Below are 16,822 nucleotides of genomic sequence, written 5' to 3'. Positions count from 1 at the left end.
AATCACCGTTTTGCGAGAGCTGTCACACGCGCCTTGCGACCAATTGTGCACTATAGTATACAAAGCGTGACGCCGGCCTTGATCGCACCCCTGCGCGGGCGGTAAGCCGGCCGCGAACGCGCCATTCCAGCCATTACCCGAGGAGCTTTCAATGCCCATCACCGTCGGACAGGACAGCGCCGGAACCCGCCGCGAGATCGAGGCGGGCGGCAAGCGGTTTGCCTACTACTCCATTCCCGCGGCCGAGGAGGCCGGGCTGGGCGACTTCTCCCGCCTTCCCGCCGTGCTCAAGGTGGTGCTGGAAAACATGCTCCGCTTCGAGGACGGCAAGACCGTCTCGGTGGACGACATCAAGGCGTTCTCGGCCTGGGCCGAAAAGGGCGGCAAGACCCCGCGCGAGATCGCCTACCGCCCCGCGCGGGTCCTGATGCAGGACTTCACCGGCGTGCCGGCGGTCGTCGATCTCGCGGCGATGCGCGACGGCATCAAGGCGCTTGGCGGCGATCCTCAGAAGATCAATCCGCTGAACCCGGTCGACCTCGTGATCGACCACTCGGTGATGATCGACGAGTTCGGCAACCCGCGCGCCTTCCAGATGAACGTGGACCGGGAATACGAGCGCAACATCGAGCGCTACACTTTCCTCAAATGGGGCCAGAAGGCCTTCGACAACTTCCGCGTGGTTCCGCCGGGCACCGGCATCTGCCACCAGGTGAACCTGGAATACCTGGCCCAGACCGTCTGGTCCGACGCGGACCAGAACGGCGATGAGGTGGCGTATCCCGACACGCTGGTGGGCACCGACAGCCACACCACCATGGTCAACGGGGCGGCCGTCCTCGGCTGGGGCGTGGGCGGCATCGAGGCGGAGGCCGCGATGCTGGGCCAGCCGATCTCGATGCTGATCCCCGAGGTGGTCGGCTTCGAGCTGACCGGCCGCATGATCGAGGGCACGACCGGCACCGATCTCGTGCTCAAGGTGGTCGAGATGCTGCGCAAGAAGGGCGTGGTGGGCAAGTTCGTGGAGTTCTACGGCGAAGGGCTGGATCACCTGCCGCTCGCCGACCGCGCCACGATCGCCAACATGGCCCCCGAATACGGCGCCACCTGCGGCTTCTTCCCGGTCGATGACGAGACGCTGCGCTATCTGCGCCAGACCGGCCGCGAGGAGGCGCGCGTGGACCTTGTGGAAGCCTATGCCAAGGCCAACGGCATGTGGCGCGGGCCCGACTACGCGCCGATCTACACCGACACGCTGACGCTCGACATGGGCACCATCGTGCCCGCTATCTCGGGGCCGAAGCGGCCGCAGGACTACACCACGCTCGACCGCGCCGCGCCGGCCTTCTTCGAGGTCGTCTCGGAGTATCGCGGCGAGGACGAGGGGCTCGAGGCCACCTCCATGGCGTCCGAAGGCCCGGCGCCCGACGCGATGGTCGACCCGCGCAAGGAGATCTCGGTCGAGGGCGAGGACTACACCCTGCGCGACGGCTCGGTGGTCATCGCCTCGATCACTTCCTGCACCAACACGTCGAACCCCTACGTGATGATCGGCGCGGGGCTCGTGGCGCGCAAGGCGCGCGAACTCGGCCTGACACGCAAGCCCTGGGTCAAGACCTCCCTCGCCCCGGGCAGCCAGGTCGTCTCCGCCTATCTGGAAGCAGCCGGGCTTCAGGAGGATCTGGACGCCATCGGCTTCAACCTCGTGGGCTACGGCTGCACCACCTGCATCGGCAATTCGGGCCCGCTTCAGCCTGAGATTTCCGAGGCGATCACCAAGGGCGACCTCATCGCCACCTCGGTGCTTTCGGGCAACCGCAACTTCGAGGGCCGGATCAGCCCCGACGTGCGCGCGAACTACCTCGCCAGCCCGCCGCTCGTCGTGGTCTACGCGCTCGCGGGCGACATGAACATCGACCTCACGCGGGAGCCCGTCGGCGACGACAAGGACGGCAACCCCGTCTACCTGAAGAATCTCTGGCCCAGCCAGAAGGAGATCGCGGAGCTCGTGGAACGCACGGTGACGCGCGAGGCGTTCCAGACGCGCTACGCCGACGTCTTCGAGGGCGACGACAAGTGGCGCTCGGTCGAGACCACCGACAGCGAGACCTACGACTGGCCGGCAAGTTCCACCTACGTGCAGAACCCGCCCTACTTCCAGGGAATGGGCATGGAGCCCGGCACCATCGAGAACATCGAGGGCGCGCGCATCCTCGCGATCCTCGGCGACATGGTGACCACCGACCACATCTCGCCCGCCGGCTCCTTCAAGCCCGACACGCCGGCCGGGCGCTACCTGACCGATCGGCAGGTGGCCCCGCGCGACTTCAACTCCTACGGCTCGCGGCGCGGCAACCACGAGGTGATGATGCGCGGCACCTTCGCCAACATCCGCATCCGCAACGAGATGCTCGACGGGGTCGAGGGAGGCTACACGCTCGGCCCGGACGGCGAGCAGACCTCGATCTACGAGGCCGCCATGGCCTGGCAGGAGAAGGGCGTGCCGCTCGTGGTGATCGCGGGCGAGCAGTACGGCGCCGGCTCGTCGCGCGACTGGGCGGCGAAGGGCACCGCGCTTCTGGGCGTCAAGGCCGTCATCGCCGAGAACTTCGAGCGCATCCACCGCTCGAACCTCGTGGGCATGGGCGTCGTGCCGTTCGAGTTCATGAACGGCGACACACGGCGAACTCTGGGGCTGAAGGGCGACGAAAGCGTCTCGATCGGGGGGCTCGACAGCGTGAGCCCGCAGGCCGAGGTTCCGGCGACGATCACCTACGGCGACGGCACGACGAAGGAGATCACCCTGAAGTGCCGCATCGATACGGCGGTGGAAAAGGAATACGTCGAGAACGGCGGCGTGCTGCACTTCGTGCTCCGGAACCTCGCCGGCGCGGCATGATCCGAAGGGCGGCGCCGGCGACCCCGGCGCCGCCACCTGCCCTCCTTACGGGAGCGCGCGGGAAAACCTTTCCTTGACGATTTTCGGGCAGAACCGTCGCCACGGGCGAGGGCGCCATCACGGAAATCACGAATGACACATCGTTTCGCAAACCACCGTTCCGCCCCCGCGCGCGTCCTGCGTCGCGGGGCCATCCCGATGCCGCTTCTCGAGGCGGCATTCCTTCTCACGCTTGTCCTGGTCTCGGCGTTGTGAGGGTCAGTTCCCGGCGATGCCGCCCGCCCGCTCGATGGCCGGGCGGATCGTGCTTTCCAGGATGCTCTCCGTGATCGGTCCGGCGAAGCGCAGGACGATCACGCCGTCGCCGTCGATCACGTATGTCTCGGGCACGCCGTAAAGCCCCCAGTCGAGCGCCATACGCCCCGAGGCGTCCGCCCCGATGGCGGCGTAGGGATCGCCCAGCTCCTCCAGGAATCGCAGCGCCTTGCCCGGGTCGTCCTTGTAATTGATTCCGTAGATCGGCACGCCCTCCTCGGCGAGCGTCTCGAGATGCGGATGCTCCACCCGGCAGGGCGCGCACCAGGACGCCCAGTAGTTCACGAGCTTCGCGCCCGGACGGCGCAGCGTGTCGTCATCGAAAAGCGTCTTGTCCCCGAGGTCGCTCACCTGCACGGGCGGGGCCGGTCGCCCTTCCCGCGCGGAGGGCAGCGCGTCGGGGTCCTCGCGGAACATGCCCGCGAAGAACAGCCCCGCCAGCGCGGCGAAGATCACCGGCGGCAGGATCATCATCGGCCTAAGCTTCGCCATCGCGCCGCGCCTCCAGCTTGTCGAGATCGGCCTTCACGCGCCGCGCGCGCCTCAGGCTCAGCCAGACCAGCGCCGCGAGGAGCAGAAGGCTCCCGCCATAGGACCCGAGCACCGCGGCCGCGTATTTTCCGAGATCGGGCATCATGCCATCCGCTCCCGCGCGATGAGCGCCTTCGCCCGCCGCGCGCGGATCTCGGTGCGCGTGCGCAGCAGCAGAAGCGCCACGAACAGAAGCACGAACCCGGCGATGCAGACGAGAAGCGGCAGGTAGAAGACGTCGTGCACGTTCTCCTCGGCGTCGAGCGACAGCGACGCGCCCTGGTGCAGACCCTGGTTCCAGAAGAGCACCGCGTAGCGCGACAGAAGCGCGAAGACCGAGCCCACGAGGCACAGCACCGAGGTGAGGTCCGCCGCCGTGTCCGGGTTGTCCACCGCCTCCCAGAGCGCGACGTAGCCGAGGTAGAACAGGAACAGGACAAGAAACGAGGTGAGCCGCGGATCCCACGCCCACCAGGTACCCCACATCGGCTGCCCCCAGAGCGCGCCCGTCAGAAGCGCGATCACCGTCATGACGAGGCCCACGGGGGCCGCGGCCTTCGCCGCCAGCGCCGAGACGTGGTGCCGGCGGATCACCCATATCAAAGAGGCCGCCAGCATCATGATCCAGATGTTGATCGCCATGAGCGCGGCCGGAACGTGCAGGTAGATGATCTTCACCGTCGATCCCTGGCGGAAATCGTCGGGCGTGAAGAAGAACCCCCAGACAAGACCCACGGCAAGGCAGATCGCCGCCCCCCAAGACACCCAGGGCAGCAGCCATCCCGATAGCCGCAGGAATTTCACGGGGTTCGCCCACTCCCACATCGACCGGCTCGCGCGCTGTTCCATCGTCCTCCCTCTCGTCGCGCCTGATCTAGTCGCTGCCGGCGCCGGGCGCAATTCACATCAGCGCAGGTTGATCCTGACTACCGCGGCAGAGGCGAAAGGCAAAAGCGCGATGGTGCCGCAGGTCAGCCCGGCCAGAAGCGCGGCGGGGGTCGCGACAGCGAGGCCCTCGGCCCCGCGGCGCGCCACTTCCGCCCCGAAGATCAGCGTGGGAACGTAGAGCGGCAGCACGAGAAGTGACAGCAGAAGCCCGCCGCGCTTGATCCCGACCGTCAGCGCCGCACCGAAGGTGCCGATCACCGACAGCGCGGGCGTGCCGAGCGCGAGCGAGACCACGAGCCACAGATACCCCCCGGGCGCGAGGTTCATCAGAACGCCGAGGGCCGGCGCGGCCAGCACCAGCGGCAGCCCCGTGGTCAGCCAGTGCGCCAGCGCCTTGACCGACACCAGCGCCTCGAGCGGCAGGGGGGCCGTGGCCAGCAGATCGAGGCTGCCATCCTCCCAGTCGAGCGCGAAGATCCGGTCGAGCGACAGCAGGCAGGCCAGCAGCGCACCCACCCAGAGGATGCCCGGCGCGATCCGCGCGAGAAGCGCGGTATCCGGCCCGACCCCGAAGGGCACGAGGACGGTGACGATCAGGAAGAAGGCGAGGCCGAGTCCGAACCCCCCGCCCGCGCGGATCGCAAGTTTCAGGTCGCGGGCCAGAAGCGCGATCACAGGAACGCCTCGTCCTCGGCCGCGGCGCGCGGCCGCGCTTTCAGCGGGGTGACGTCCAGCACCTGCGCCTCGAGCCCGAGATCGATATGCGTGGCGATCAGCACCGCGCCGCCCTGCCCGAGATGGGCGCGCACCGCCTGCGCGAAAAGCCCCACAGACGCCATGTCGAGCGACACGGTGGGCTCGTCCAGCGCCCAGACCGGCCGGCCCGTGACCAGCAGGCGCGCAAGCCCCAGGCGGCGCTTCTGCCCGGCCGAAAGCGCGCCCGCCGGCCGCTCTGCCAGCGCCTCGAGGTCGAAGGCGGCCAGCGCCGGGGCGATATCGCCGGTGCCGAAGACGCGCGCCCAGAAGGCGAGGTTCTCGGTCACCGTAAGCGTCGTCTTCAACCCGTCGGCGTGGGCCGCGTAGGCGATGGCGTCCGGCGCGGCCTCGATCCAGCCCTCGAGCGGCGGCTGAAGCCCCGCCACCGTGCGCAGAAGCGTGGTCTTGCCGGACCCGTTCGGCCCGCGCAGCACCAGCGCCCCGCCCGGGGCGAGCGTGAAGGCCACGTGCTCCAGCACGGGCACGCCGCCGCGGGAGACAGCAAGATCGTGGGCGGACAACAACATGACCCGGGCCTTAGCCCATCGCCCCGGCGGGGGAAAGGCGGGACGGCGCCGCGCCCCCGCCCGATGTCGATGGGCCGCGCGGATGCGAGCCGGGGCTCACGAAGGCGCCCCCGGACCCCTCAGACCGGCAGCGCGGCGAGCGCGATGCGCCTGCCCTCCGACAGGAGCACGTTGAAGCTTCGGCAGGCGGGCCCCGTGGCCATCACCTCGACCCCGATGCCGGCCTCCTCGAGCCGGGCGCGCAGATCGGAGGGGATATGGGCGATCTCCGCACCGGTGCCGACGAAAAGCACGTCGACGTCGCCCGCCAGCGCAAGAAGGCTCTCGTTGTCCTCGTAGCCGCCCCAGGACGCCGCGCCGCGGTGGCTCAGAAGAAGCGGGCCCTCGCGCGCCTCCCCGCCCACGCGGAAGAAGCCGGGGCCGTAGCCGTCCACCGGCAGGGCATCGGTATAGACCACTTCGTTGAGGCGCATCGCGGACCTCCCTCAGCCGTCGAAGAGCGGGGCTCCGGTTATCACGGCAAGCGCGATCACGCCATAGGCCGCGCCCCGGAAGAGCCGCTCGCGGGCGGGATCGAAGAGCCACTGGCCCAGAAGCGTGGTGACGAAATAGGGCACGGCCAGCAACGCGGCGAGCCAGACCGTCGCCGCGCCGCCCCCCAGCCCCCGCAGCGACAGGTTGGCCACGATCACCACGTCGAGCGCCGCGAGAAAGAGGATGGTGTTGGCGCGCACGGCCTGCGCTGCGCGGGCCGAGGCGAGGTAGAACAGGATCACCACCGGGCCGGTCAGCCCGGTCATCCCGCCCACGACGCCGGCGGCCCCACCGATCGCGGCAATGCCCGGCGCACGAAGCCGCGCGTGGTAGCGCCATCCCGTTGCCACGGCGGCGAGTGTCGTCGCCGCGATACCCGTGACGAGCCAGCGCAGCGTGGTTTCCGGCAGCACGCCCAGCGCCCAGACGCCGGCGGGCACGGTCACCGCGGCACAAAGCGCAAGCACACCCACCTCGCCCCGATCGGCCTCGCCCCAGGCCCGCGGCAAAAGCGCCCCGGTGCTTGCCAGCCCGGTGAGCGCGATCAGCAGCACGACCTGCGAGAGCGGCAGGAAAAGCCCCGCGACGGGCACGAAGATCAGCGCCGTGCCAAAGCCGGTGAAGCCGCGCACGAGCCCGGCGACGGCGATCGTGAGAGCGAGCCAGGCCGCGCCGGGGGTCGCGAGCGCGGCCCAGAGGCCCTCAGGCATCCACGTCGGAGAACTGCGTTCCGGCGGAGGCGTCGGGCTTCGACCAGTCGCGCTTCACCCCGAGGACGAGGAGGATCGTCGAGGCCACGAAGATCGAGGAATAGGTGCCGACGACCACGCCCCAGATCATCGCGAAGACGAAGCCGCGGATCACGTCGCCGCCGAGGACGAAAAGCGAGATCAGCGCGAGCAGCGTCGTCACCGAGGTCATGAAGGTGCGCGAAAGCGTCTCGTTGATCGAAAGGTTCAGCACCTCCCGCAACGGGCGCTTCTTGTATTTCATCAGGTTCTCGCGCACCCGGTCGAAGACGACCACCGTGTCGTTGAGCGAATAGCCCACGATGGTCAGCAGAGCCGCGATGATCGCGAGGTCGAACCTGATCTGCAATTCCGAGAAGATGCCGATGGTCAGGATCACGTCGTGGATGAGGGCGGCGACGGCGCCCAGCGCGAACTGCCACTCGAAGCGCAACCAGATGTAGATGAGCACCGCGCCGATGGCGAGCATCACCGCGATGATCGCGGTCCTGATCAACTCTCCGGAGACCTTGGGGCCGACCGACTCCACCGACACGAACTGGATGTCCGGCGCGACCGTCCGAAGCGCGCCGCGCACCTCCTCCACGACCGCGGCGGAAACGCTTTCCTCGCCCTCCTGCGCTGCGAGGCGGACCATCGCGACGTTCTGGTCGGGGCCGAAGGTCGGATCGAAAACCTCCGATATCGCGACATCGCCCAGGTTCAGCCGCTGCAGCGCGTCGCGGTAGGCGCCCACGTCGACGGGCTGGGCCGATTCGGTCCGGATCGTCGTGCCACCGCGGAAATCGATGCCGTAGTTCAGGCCCTGGAGCAGAAAGGAGGCGATGGCGACGACGACCAGGAGCCCCGAGATCCCGAGCCACAGCTTCGGCCGCCCGAAGAAGTCGAAATTCGTGTCCTGGGGGACCAGTTTCAGCCGCATCGTCAGACCTCCAGCGTCTTGGGTCGGCGACGCTCGAACCACATCACCACCAGCAGGCGGGTGACGAAGATCGCCGTGAACACCGAGGTGAGGATGCCGAGGCCGAGCGTGATCGCGAAGCCGCGCACGGGCCCCGACCCCATCACGTAAAGGATGAGCGCGGTGATGAAGGTGGTGATGTTGGCATCCACGATCGCCGAAAGCGCCTTTTCGTAGCCCAGCTCGATGGCCCGCGCCGGGCCCTTGGCGGTGCGAAGCTCCTCCCGGATGCGCTCGAAGACGAGCACGTTGGCGTCCACCGCCATGCCGACGGTGAGCACGATCCCGGCAATGCCGGGCAGCGTCAGCGTCGCGCCGATCAGCGACAGCAGCCCGAAGATGAGACCGATGTTGAGAATGAGCGCCACGTTGGCGAAAAGCCCGAAGAGTCCGTAGGACAGCCCCATGAAAATCAGCACCGCGGCGAACGCCACCATGGTCGCGATCCGCCCGGCCTCGATGGAGTCGGCGCCGAGCTCGGGGCCGATGGTGCGCTCCTCCAGGAACTCGAGGCCCGCGGGCAGCGCGCCCGCGCGCAGCAGCACGGCGAGATTGGTGGACTCCTCGACCGTGAAGTCGCCGGTGATGATTCCCGATCCGCCGGGAATGTGGCTCTGGATCACGGGGGCGGAGATCACCTCCCCGTCGAGCACGATGGCGAAGGGGTTGCCGATATTCTGCGCGGTGTAGTCGCCGAACTTGCGCGCGCCGGTCGGGTTGAAGCGGAAATTCACCGCCGGGCGCCCGTTCTGATCGAAGGCGGGCTGCGCGTCCACCAGCTCCTCGCCGGTGACGACGGGCGCGGATTCGAGGTTGTAGAAAACACCCTCCTCGTCCAGCGAGGGCAGGATCTCGTTGCCGATGCCCGGAGGCTCGCCGGGATCGGCGTTTCGACTGACCACCGGCTGGAAGGTCAGAAGCGCCGTGGTGCCGATGATCTCCTTGAGCTCCGCGGCAGAGCCGATGCCGGGAACCTGGATCAGGATGCGCTCCGCGCCCTGTCGCTGGATGGTCGGCTCGCGGGTGCCCACCTCGTCGATGCGGCGGCGGATGATCTCGAGGGCCTGGCGCACCGTGCGATCGTCGGTGGCGCGTTTCTCCGCCTCCGAGAGCGTCACCACGATCTCGTCGCCCTCGCCGCGCACCTCCAGGTCCTGGGCGCCCGTGCCGGCAAGCGACGTGACCGGGCGGGCGAGCCCGCGCGCGACCTGCAGCGCGCGCGCCATGGCGTCGGGCTCGGAGATGCGCACGCGCAACTCGTCGGGCGCGGAAGGCTGCAGGCGGATCGTGCCCACGGTTTCGCGCTCGTCGCGCAGCGCGTCGCGCAGCTCGGGCCAGAGCGACTCCATCCGGCTTTCGTAGACGTCCCCGACCTGAACCTCGGCCAGCAGATGCGCACCGCCGCGCAGGTCGAGGCCGAGATTGACGATGCCGGAGGGCAGCCACGACGGCCAGAGCCCCGCCTCGGCCTCCAGCCGCGGCGTCGCGCCCTCGCGCTCGATGGTGGCGACCGCGTCGTTACGGGTCTCCACCCGCTCGTAGAACAGGTTCGGCATGGCCAGAAGCAGTCCGGTGGCCACGACGAGCCAGATCAGGACGCGCTTCCAGAGATCGAACTGGAGCATTTCGCGGACCTTTCGTCCGGGGCCGCGGTCAGGACCCCGAGGGCTCGGTCTTGCTGAGGACCTGCGCGATGGTGTTCTGGACGACGCGCACGCGCACGCCATCGGCCAGCTCGACCTCGATCTCGTTGTCGTCCTTGACCTTGGTGATCTTGCCGATCAGCCCGCCCTGCGTGACCACCTGATCGCCGCGGCGCAGGTTCTCGACCATTTTCTGGTGTTCCTTCATGCGCTTCTGCTGCGGGCGGATCAGCAGGAAGTACATGATCGCGAAGATCAGAATCAGCGGCAGAATCTGGGCAAATGCGCTCGCACCGTCCATCGGGGACTCCCTTGATAAGTGGCGGGGCGTCCCCGCGAGATCTGGCGCGAACCTATGGGGCGGGCGCCGGGTTTGCAAGACGCGCCCGGACGCTTGCGGGCGCGCCTGACCCGACGCTAGGCTCGCCTGGCCCGACATCCCTCACAAGGAGCGCAAGGATGCGTGCGCCGCTCCGCCTCGCCACGCTTTGCCTCGCGCTATGGGCCCCGCTGCCGGGCGGGGCAGAGAGCGCGCTGCCGCCGCTGGCCGACGCCGGCGGGCCGGCCTGGCACGCGGTCGGACGCGTCAACGTCGCGGGGTTCAAGCGCCGCACGATCTGCACCGGAACACTGGTGGCGCCCGACCTGGTAGTGACCGCCGCACATTGCGTGACGCGGGGAGACGGGCGCTCGGTTCCGCTCGGCGATCTGCATTTCGTCGCGGGCTGGCACAAGGGCGCCCATGCGGGCCACGCGCGGGCCGTGGCCGTTCACCTGCATCCGCGCTGGCGCGGCACCGGCCGGAGCGAGGTCGCCGCGGACATCGCGGTGATCCGGCTCGACGCGGCGCTCGAAGTTGCGCCACTGGGCTTCGGGGCGGCCGGCCGGCCGAACGGCGGGCGCGCGATCCTGGGATATCAGGCCAGCCGCCCCCACGCGCTCGGCGGGCGCACCGGCTGCGGCGGGGTCGCGGTCGCGCCGGGGCACATGCGGCTCGATTGCGCGGCCGCGCCCGGCGCCTCCGGCGGGCCGGTGCTCGAGCGGCACGGCGACGCCTGGCGCGTGGTGGGCGTCGTCTCGGGCGGCGCGCCGCCCGGCGCGCCGCCGCGCACCCATGCCGCGCTGCTCGACCGGTGGGCGCTGGGGCACCTCGCCCGCCCGCGCTGAAGCGGCAGGCCCCGGGCCCTTACGTCGGCGGCGGAATTGTTCCATAACCCGCCCCGACCAGGACGAGTCGCAAGAGGGACCGATGCACGACATCCGCTTCATCCGCGAGGCGCCCGACGCCTTCGACGCGGCGCTTGCCCGGCGCGGGGCGGCCCCCGTCGCCGCGACGCTGCTGGAGCTTGACGAGGCCCGGCGCGCCGCCATCACCGCCGCCGAACAGGCGCAGGCCGAGCAGAACCGCGCCTCCAAGGAGGTGGGCCGCGCCAAGGCCGCGGGCGACGAGGCGGAATTCGAACGCCTGCGCGCCCTCGTCGCCGAGAAGAAGGACGAGGTGGCCGCGATGCAGGCCCGCGCGCGGGCCAAGGACGAGGCGCTGGCCGAGCTTCTCGCCGAGATCCCGAACCTGCCGCTCGACGACGTGCCCGACGGCGCGGACGAGGACGACAACGTCGAGATCCGCCGCTGGGGCGCGCCGCGCGCCCTCGACTTCACGGCGAAGGAGCATTTCGAGATCGCGGGCGTCGCGCGCGGAATGGATTTCGAGACCGCCGCGAAGCTCTCCGGCGCGCGCTTCGTGGTGCTTTCGGGGGCGGTGGCGCGGCTGCACCGCGCGCTCGCGCAGTTCATGATCGACGTCCATGTCGAGGAGAACGGCCTCACCGAAACCTGGACGCCCGTGCTCGTGCGCGAGGAGATGATGTTCGGCACCGGGCAGCTTCCGAAATTCGGCGAGGACAGCTACCGCACCGAGGATGGCTGGTGGCTCGTGCCCACCGCCGAGGTCACGCTCACCAACATCGTCAACGGCCAGATCGTGGACGAGGCCACCCTGCCCCGCCGCTTCGTGGCCCATACCCAGTGCTTCCGCTCGGAGGCGGGAAGCGCCGGCAAGGACACGGCGGGCATGCTGCGCCAGCACCAGTTCGAGAAGGTCGAGATGGTCTCGGTCACGCATCCCGACGCCTCGCTCGACGAGCATGCGCGCATGACCCGCTGCGCCGAGGACATCCTGGAACGTCTCGGCCTGCCCTACCGCACCGTCGTGCTTTGCACCGGCGACATGGGCTTCGGCGCGAAGAAGACCCACGACATCGAGGTCTGGCTTCCCGGCCAGGACCGCTACCGCGAGATCAGCTCCGTCTCGGTCTGCGGCGACTTCCAGGCGCGGCGGATGAACGCGCGCTTCCGTCCCGAGGGCGGCGGCAAGCCCGGCTTCGTGCACACCCTGAACGGCTCCGGCCTCGCGGTCGGGCGCACGCTGATCGCGGTGCTGGAAAACGGCCAGCAGGCCGACGGATCGGTGGTGCTGCCCGAGGCGCTCGCGCCCTATCTCGGCGGGCGCGGGAGGCTCACGACCGACGGCACGCTCGCCTGAGCCGCACGCCCCGCCGGCCGCGCGCCTTGATGCCCGTCAGGCGAGCGCCTTGCCCAGCCGCGGCAGCCGCGCCTTCCTGAGAAGCGGGCGGATCTCCCAGCGTCCGTGCTCGGACAGCGCCTCGGCCCGGGCGCGCACGGCCTCCGCCGCCTCCGCCACCATGGCGGGGTCGGCCTTCCAGAAGCCAAGAAGAAACCCGTCGGGATCCGCGCGGGAGAGCCCCTCCTCTGCCAGCAGGCCGCGCGGAAAATCGGCCGCGTTCATGGTGACGATCGCGTCCGCCGAGCCCGCGATGGCGGCGGCAAGAACGTGGATGTCCGACGGGTCCGGCAGCCAGAGCCGCGCCTCGAGCGAACCGCCCGGCGCGATCTCGGCGTCCGGCCAGGCCGCACGCAGAAGCGCGATCTCCGCCCGCGCCTGCGCCTGGCCGCCGGGCCCGAGCTTCGCCGCGGCGCGCGCCCATTCCTCGAGGATGCGCGCGGACCAGAGCGGGCGGAACCCGCCGCGCGCCGCCACGCCGAGCAGAAGCTCGCGCATCACCGTGGGATAGAGCACGTTGGCGTCGAGCAGCGCCCTCACAGCCGGAACGCCAGCGCCTTGAGATAGCCGCTCTCGGCCAGCATCGGGTGCTGGGGATGATCGGGGCCGGCAAAGCCAGTTCGGATCAGCTGCGCGGCGCGTCCCGCGCGCCCGATGCCGCGCAGCGAGGCGCGGCGGAAGCGCGCGAGATCCGCGGCGTGAGAGCACGAACACAGCACCAGGAAGCCGCCCTCCGCCACCAGCGGTGCGGCGAGCCGCGCGACGCGCTCATAGGCGCGAAGCCCCGCCTCCAGCGCAGGTTTCGACGGCGCGAAGGCGGGCGGATCGCAGACGACGAGATCGAAGCGCGCGCCCTCTTGCCCGAGCGCGGTCATCACCTCGAATGCATCGCCCTGCCGGATGCCGAGGCGGTCACCCAGGCCCGAGGCACGCGCCCCGGCCTCGGCAAGCGCGAGCGCCGGGGCCGAGCCGTCGACCGCAAGCGCCTCCGCCGCGCCCTGCGCGAGCGCGGCGAGGCCGAACCCGCCCACATGCGAGAAGACGTCGAGCACACGGCCGTTACCCGCAAGCCGGGCGGCGAAAGCCTGATTGTCGCGCTGGTCGAAATAGAGCCCCGTCTTTTGCCCGCCGGTGAGGTCCGCCATGTAGATCGCGCCGTTCATCGGCACCTCCACCGGTCCCTCGGGCGCGCTGCCCCGAAGCACCTGCGGCAGGTCGTCGAGCCCCTCGAGCGCGCGCGCCCGGCCGCCCGCGTTCTTCAGCACCGTCGTCACGCCGGTGACCTCCACCAGCGCCTCGACCAGCGCGGGCAGATGCGCCTCGGCCCAGGCGGCGTTCGGTTGCACCACCGCGATATCCCCGAAGCGGTCGATCACCACGCCGGGCAGGCCGTCGCCCTCGGCGTGGGCAAGGCGGTAGAAAGGGGCGTCGTAGAGCCGCGCGCGCAACGCCTGCGCCCGCGCGATCCGCGCGGCGACCCAACCCGCGTCCACCCGCGCCGCCGGATCGGCGTCGAGCACGCGGGCCATGATCTTCGAGACCGGGTTGATGGCGACAAGGGCGACGGGCGCGCGCGCCGCGTCTTCCAGCACCGCGACGGTGCCGGGCGACAGGGCGCGGGTGCGCCGGTCGGTCACGAGGTCGTCCGCGTAGACCCAGGGAAACCCGTGCCGCAGCGCGCGGGCGTCGGCCTTGGGCTTCAGCCGGACGACGGGAAGATCGGAACCATTCATGCCGCCGCCATAGCCCGACAATGCGGAAAGCGGAAGCGTCCGCGTGCGCGACACCGCCCTTCCGCGGGACGAGAGGACCGGCGGCCCGGAAGGTGCGGGCAAGGCCGCGTCGAAACGGGCGTACAGCCTGCCGATCAGCCCGCAGGCCAGGGCGAGGTCGCCTCGCCGAGCGTCACCGCGGTCTCGGTATCCGCGCCGCCGCGCTGGCGCCTCAGGCCCTCCGCGGCGCAGAGCCGGTCCGCCTCGCCGACGCTCATCCCCTCGGGCCGGTCGACCGACCGGTCCCAGTCCACGCGCTCGCGCGTGTAAAGCTGGCACGTCACCGGGCCATGGGACGTGGACAGTACCACCGGAATCGATTCCAGGTTCTGCGGCGAAATCGTGCACCCGGCCAGCGCGGCCACGATCGCCATACCTGCGATTTTCGAACTCATATCAAACCTCTTCGTGCAAACTCTATCCCAAGTCCTTCGGCTCTGGACCTTGCCGCCGGGCGACGCGGCGGTGCTGCGCCCGTCACGCGCGCCCCTTCTGCTTCCGGACGCCCATGGCGCGGCCTGTCCCGCAAACTGCGATCCAACGCTGCCCCGCACGACGGTTGTCGCTCCTGTCCGATCGGGAAAACCGGGAGAGGTCCGACGTGACCGGCCGATGATACGCCTTTTAATTTCCGATACAGCGCTTTCGCCGCCCGATCAATCTTGGGGCGCGTTTTCCGCTTGGCAGGCAGGCGTTTCATCTCCCCTGATTGCGGGATCGTCGAGCTTCGCAATTCAGGGTGGCGCAGCAATCGGACAGGCGTCTTCCGCCGGGGTCCGGAGCTCGCTCGTCCGCGGCGCAAGCAGGTTGTTAGCGCTAAACCGGGTTGCTAGATTAAGAGGCAGAGGAGTTTCATGGCACTCGATCCGACGATCCACCGCGTCACCGAACGTATCCGCGCGCGCTCCGCCGCGACGCGACGCGATTACCTCGACCGCATGCGCCGCGCCGCCGAGGACGGGCCGCGCCGGGCGCACCTGTCCTGCGGCAACCAGGCCCACGCCTACGCCGCGAGCGGTGCGGACAAGGACAGCCTTGCCGGCCACCGCGCGCCCAATCTCGGGATCGTCACCGCCTACAACGACATGCTTTCGGCCCACCAGCCCTTTGAGCGCTTTCCCGACCTGATCCGGGAGGCCGCGCGGGCGGCGGGCGGCACGGCGCAGGTGGCCGGCGGCGTGCCGGCCATGTGCGACGGCGTCACCCAGGGCCAGTCGGGGATGGAGCTCTCGCTCTTCTCGCGCGACGTGATCGCGCTCGCCGCGGGGGTGGCGCTCTCGCACAACACCTTCGACGCGGCCGCCTATCTGGGCGTCTGCGACAAGATCGTGCCGGGGCTCGTGATCGCGGCGGCGACCTTCGGCCACATCCCCGGCGTCTTCATGCCGGCGGGCCCGATGACGAGCGGGCTGCCCAACGACGAGAAGGCGCGCGTGCGCCAGCGCTTCGCCGCGGGCGAGATCGGCCGGGAGGAACTCATGCGCGCCGAGATGGCCTCCTATCACGGGCCGGGCACCTGCACCTTCTACGGCACCGCCAACTCCAACCAGATGCTGATGGAGGTGATGGGGCTGCACCTGCCCGGCGCGAGTTTCGTGAACCCGGGCACGCCGCTCCGCGAGGCGCTGACCCGGGCGGCGACCGAGCGCGCGCTCGGGATCACCGCGCTCGGCGACGCCTACACGCCGGTCTGCGACGTGCTCGACGAGCGCGCTTTCGTGAACGGGATCGTGGGCCTGATGGCCACCGGCGGCTCCACCAATCTCGTCATCCATCTGCCCGCCATGGCGCGCGCGGCGGGGGTTCTGCTGGAACTCGAGGATTTCGACGAGATCTCGCAGGTCACGCCGCTCATGGCGAAGGTCTACCCGAACGGGCTGGCCGACGTGAACCATTTCCATGCCGCGGGCGGGCTGGCCTACCTGATCGGCGAACTGCTCGACGCGGGGCTGCTGCACGAGGACGTCACCACCGTGGCCGGGCCGGGGCTTGCCCGCTACACCGAGGAGCCGAAGCTCGTGGACGGGCGCCTCGCCTGGCAGGCCGGTCCGCGCGAAAGCCAGAATGCGCGCATCCTGCGCCCCGCCGCGGATCCCTTCCAGCCCACCGGCGGGCTCCGGCGGCTTTCGGGCAATCTGGGCACGGGCATCATCAAGGTCTCCGCGGTGGCCGAGGACGTGCAGACGATCGAGGCGCCTGCACGCGTGTTCGACGACCAGGAGGACGTGAAGCGGGCCTTCCGCGCGGGCGCCCTTACCGAGGATTGCGTGGTGGTCGTGCGCCACCAGGGTCCGCGCGCCAACGGGATGCCCGAGCTGCACGGGCTCACGCCGACGCTGTCGGTGCTGCTCGACCGGGGCCTGAGAGTCGCGCTGGTGACCGACGGGCGCATGTCGGGAGCGTCGGGGAAGGTGCCCGCGGCGCTTCACGTGAGCCCCGAGGCCGCCGCGGGCGGGCCGCTCGCGCGGCTGCGCGACGGCGATATCGTGCGGCTCGACGCGCGGGCGGGACGGCTCGAGGCGCTGGTCGATGACCTCGACGCGCGCGCGCCCGCCCTGCCGGACAGGCCGGACAGCGCCCAGGGCACCGGGCGCGAACTCTTCGAGCTGTTCCGCCGCAGCGTGGGCGCGGCGGGCGAGGGGGCCGGCGTGGTGGTGTGATGCGGC

Annotated in this window: 17 protein-coding genes; 4 read left to right on the top strand and 13 right to left on the bottom strand. The window is 70.2% G+C overall.

The window, feature by feature from the left end; translation table 11 throughout:
- Positions 1 to 151 precede the first annotated feature (151 nt).
- Entirely contained in the window at positions 152 to 2,899 is a 2,748-nt protein-coding gene (gene acnA / locus AB6A66_RS03875; protein WP_371054854.1) for an aconitate hydratase AcnA, read from the top strand.
- A gap of 258 nt (positions 2,900 to 3,157) precedes the next feature.
- Here the strand turns inward: acnA and AB6A66_RS03870 are convergent, their stop codons facing one another.
- From AB6A66_RS03870 to yajC, 10 genes are all read right to left on the bottom strand, one after another.
- Positions 3,158 to 3,706, bottom strand: coding sequence for a DsbE family thiol:disulfide interchange protein (locus tag AB6A66_RS03870; RefSeq protein ID WP_371054853.1), 549 nt, complete (start codon positions 3,704 to 3,706; stop codon positions 3,158 to 3,160).
- Positions 3,693 to 3,851: a heme exporter protein CcmD gene (ccmD, locus tag AB6A66_RS03865; protein WP_371036517.1), complete on the bottom strand. Its 159-nt coding sequence runs from the start codon at positions 3,849 to 3,851 to the stop codon at positions 3,693 to 3,695. Before ccmD ends, AB6A66_RS03870 begins: the two co-directional genes overlap by 14 nt.
- Positions 3,848 to 4,594 (bottom strand): heme ABC transporter permease, encoded by a 747-nt coding sequence (locus AB6A66_RS03860; protein ID WP_371054852.1) that lies wholly within the window; start codon positions 4,592 to 4,594, stop codon positions 3,848 to 3,850. The genes ccmD and AB6A66_RS03860 overlap by 4 nt, the downstream gene beginning before the upstream one ends.
- Before the next feature lie 57 nt (positions 4,595 to 4,651).
- A complete protein-coding gene (ccmB, locus tag AB6A66_RS03855; protein WP_371036519.1) occupies positions 4,652 to 5,308 on the bottom strand; it encodes a heme exporter protein CcmB in 657 nt (218 codons plus the stop codon).
- Positions 5,305 to 5,916, bottom strand: a complete 612-nt coding sequence (gene ccmA, locus AB6A66_RS03850; protein WP_371036520.1) for a heme ABC exporter ATP-binding protein CcmA — start codon at positions 5,914 to 5,916, stop codon at positions 5,305 to 5,307. The genes ccmB and ccmA overlap by 4 nt, the downstream gene beginning before the upstream one ends.
- A 119-nt stretch (positions 5,917 to 6,035) precedes the next feature.
- Entirely contained in the window at positions 6,036 to 6,389 is a 354-nt protein-coding gene (locus AB6A66_RS03845; RefSeq protein WP_371036521.1) for an Mth938-like domain-containing protein, read from the bottom strand.
- A gap of 12 nt (positions 6,390 to 6,401) precedes the next feature.
- Complete coding sequence (locus AB6A66_RS03840) at positions 6,402 to 7,160, bottom strand: sulfite exporter TauE/SafE family protein (protein ID WP_371054851.1); 759 nt, start codon at positions 7,158 to 7,160, stop codon at positions 6,402 to 6,404.
- Positions 7,153 to 8,121, bottom strand: coding sequence for a protein translocase subunit SecF (secF, locus tag AB6A66_RS03835; protein WP_371036523.1), 969 nt, complete (start codon positions 8,119 to 8,121; stop codon positions 7,153 to 7,155). The genes AB6A66_RS03840 and secF overlap by 8 nt, the downstream gene beginning before the upstream one ends.
- Positions 8,122 to 8,123: 2 nt before the next feature.
- A complete protein-coding gene (gene secD / locus AB6A66_RS03830; protein WP_371054850.1) occupies positions 8,124 to 9,785 on the bottom strand; it encodes a protein translocase subunit SecD in 1,662 nt (553 codons plus the stop codon).
- 28 nt (positions 9,786 to 9,813) lie between these two features.
- Complete coding sequence (yajC, locus tag AB6A66_RS03825; protein ID WP_371036525.1) at positions 9,814 to 10,104, bottom strand: preprotein translocase subunit YajC; 291 nt, start codon at positions 10,102 to 10,104, stop codon at positions 9,814 to 9,816.
- 158 nt (positions 10,105 to 10,262) lie between these two features.
- On the opposite strand from yajC, the gene AB6A66_RS03820 reads away from it, so the two are divergent.
- Both AB6A66_RS03820 and serS read left to right on the top strand, forming a co-directional pair.
- On the top strand, positions 10,263 to 10,970 hold the full coding sequence (locus tag AB6A66_RS03820; RefSeq protein WP_371054849.1) for a serine protease: 708 nt from the start codon (positions 10,263 to 10,265) through the stop codon (positions 10,968 to 10,970).
- Between the two features lie 82 nt (positions 10,971 to 11,052).
- Complete coding sequence (serS, locus tag AB6A66_RS03815; protein ID WP_371054848.1) at positions 11,053 to 12,345, top strand: serine--tRNA ligase; 1,293 nt, start codon at positions 11,053 to 11,055, stop codon at positions 12,343 to 12,345.
- A 36-nt stretch (positions 12,346 to 12,381) separates the two neighbouring features.
- On the opposite strand, the gene AB6A66_RS03810 is transcribed toward serS, so the two are convergent.
- From AB6A66_RS03810 to AB6A66_RS03800, 3 genes are all read right to left on the bottom strand, one after another.
- On the bottom strand, positions 12,382 to 12,924 hold the full coding sequence (locus AB6A66_RS03810) for an RSP_2648 family PIN domain-containing protein (protein ID WP_371054847.1): 543 nt from the start codon (positions 12,922 to 12,924) through the stop codon (positions 12,382 to 12,384).
- Positions 12,921 to 14,117 carry an RSP_2647 family RNA methyltransferase gene (locus AB6A66_RS03805; RefSeq protein WP_371054942.1) on the bottom strand — a complete coding sequence of 399 codons (1,197 nt, stop codon included), beginning with the start codon at positions 14,115 to 14,117 and terminating at the stop codon, positions 12,921 to 12,923. Before AB6A66_RS03805 ends, AB6A66_RS03810 begins: the two co-directional genes overlap by 4 nt.
- Before the next feature lie 134 nt (positions 14,118 to 14,251).
- Complete coding sequence (locus tag AB6A66_RS03800) at positions 14,252 to 14,551, bottom strand: hypothetical protein (RefSeq protein ID WP_371054846.1); 300 nt, start codon at positions 14,549 to 14,551, stop codon at positions 14,252 to 14,254.
- A gap of 459 nt (positions 14,552 to 15,010) precedes the next feature.
- Between AB6A66_RS03800 and edd the strand changes: the two genes are divergently transcribed.
- On the top strand, positions 15,011 to 16,816 hold the full coding sequence (gene edd, locus AB6A66_RS03795; RefSeq protein WP_371054845.1) for a phosphogluconate dehydratase: 1,806 nt from the start codon (positions 15,011 to 15,013) through the stop codon (positions 16,814 to 16,816).
- Positions 16,817 to 16,822 lie beyond the last annotated feature (6 nt).

The organism is Rhodosalinus sp. K401, assembly GCF_041365735.1.
GTDB lineage: Bacteria > Pseudomonadota > Alphaproteobacteria > Rhodobacterales > Rhodobacteraceae > Rhodosalinus.
Note: the sequence above shows the minus strand (reverse complement) of the source record. Positions and strands in the feature narration are given on the sequence as shown.

Bases quoted from the DNA above. Each gene is read 5' to 3' on its own strand.
- ccmA (WP_371036520.1), bottom strand. From the start codon at position 5,916: ATGTTGTTGTCCGCCCACGATCTTGCTGTCTCCCGCGGCGGCGTGCCC.
- AB6A66_RS03860 (WP_371054852.1), bottom strand. From the start codon at position 4,594: ATGGAACAGCGCGCGAGCCGGTCGATGTGGGAGTGGGCGAACCCCGTG.
- acnA (WP_371054854.1), top strand. From the start codon at position 152: ATGCCCATCACCGTCGGACAGGACAGCGCCGGAACCCGCCGCGAGATC.
- AB6A66_RS03870 (WP_371054853.1), bottom strand. From the start codon at position 3,706: ATGGCGAAGCTTAGGCCGATGATGATCCTGCCGCCGGTGATCTTCGCC.
- ccmD (WP_371036517.1), bottom strand. From the start codon at position 3,851: ATGATGCCCGATCTCGGAAAATACGCGGCCGCGGTGCTCGGGTCCTAT.
- serS (WP_371054848.1), top strand. From the start codon at position 11,053: ATGCACGACATCCGCTTCATCCGCGAGGCGCCCGACGCCTTCGACGCG.
- AB6A66_RS03840 (WP_371054851.1), bottom strand. From the start codon at position 7,160: ATGCCTGAGGGCCTCTGGGCCGCGCTCGCGACCCCCGGCGCGGCCTGG.
- AB6A66_RS03805 (WP_371054942.1), bottom strand. From the start codon at position 14,117: ATGAATGGTTCCGATCTTCCCGTCGTCCGGCTGAAGCCCAAGGCCGAC.
- secD (WP_371054850.1), bottom strand. From the start codon at position 9,785: ATGCTCCAGTTCGATCTCTGGAAGCGCGTCCTGATCTGGCTCGTCGTG.
- AB6A66_RS03800 (WP_371054846.1), bottom strand. From the start codon at position 14,551: ATGAGTTCGAAAATCGCAGGTATGGCGATCGTGGCCGCGCTGGCCGGG.
- edd (WP_371054845.1), top strand. From the start codon at position 15,011: ATGGCACTCGATCCGACGATCCACCGCGTCACCGAACGTATCCGCGCG.
- yajC (WP_371036525.1), bottom strand. From the start codon at position 10,104: ATGGACGGTGCGAGCGCATTTGCCCAGATTCTGCCGCTGATTCTGATC.
- AB6A66_RS03845 (WP_371036521.1), bottom strand. From the start codon at position 6,389: ATGCGCCTCAACGAAGTGGTCTATACCGATGCCCTGCCGGTGGACGGC.
- secF (WP_371036523.1), bottom strand. From the start codon at position 8,121: ATGCGGCTGAAACTGGTCCCCCAGGACACGAATTTCGACTTCTTCGGG.
- AB6A66_RS03820 (WP_371054849.1), top strand. From the start codon at position 10,263: ATGCGTGCGCCGCTCCGCCTCGCCACGCTTTGCCTCGCGCTATGGGCC.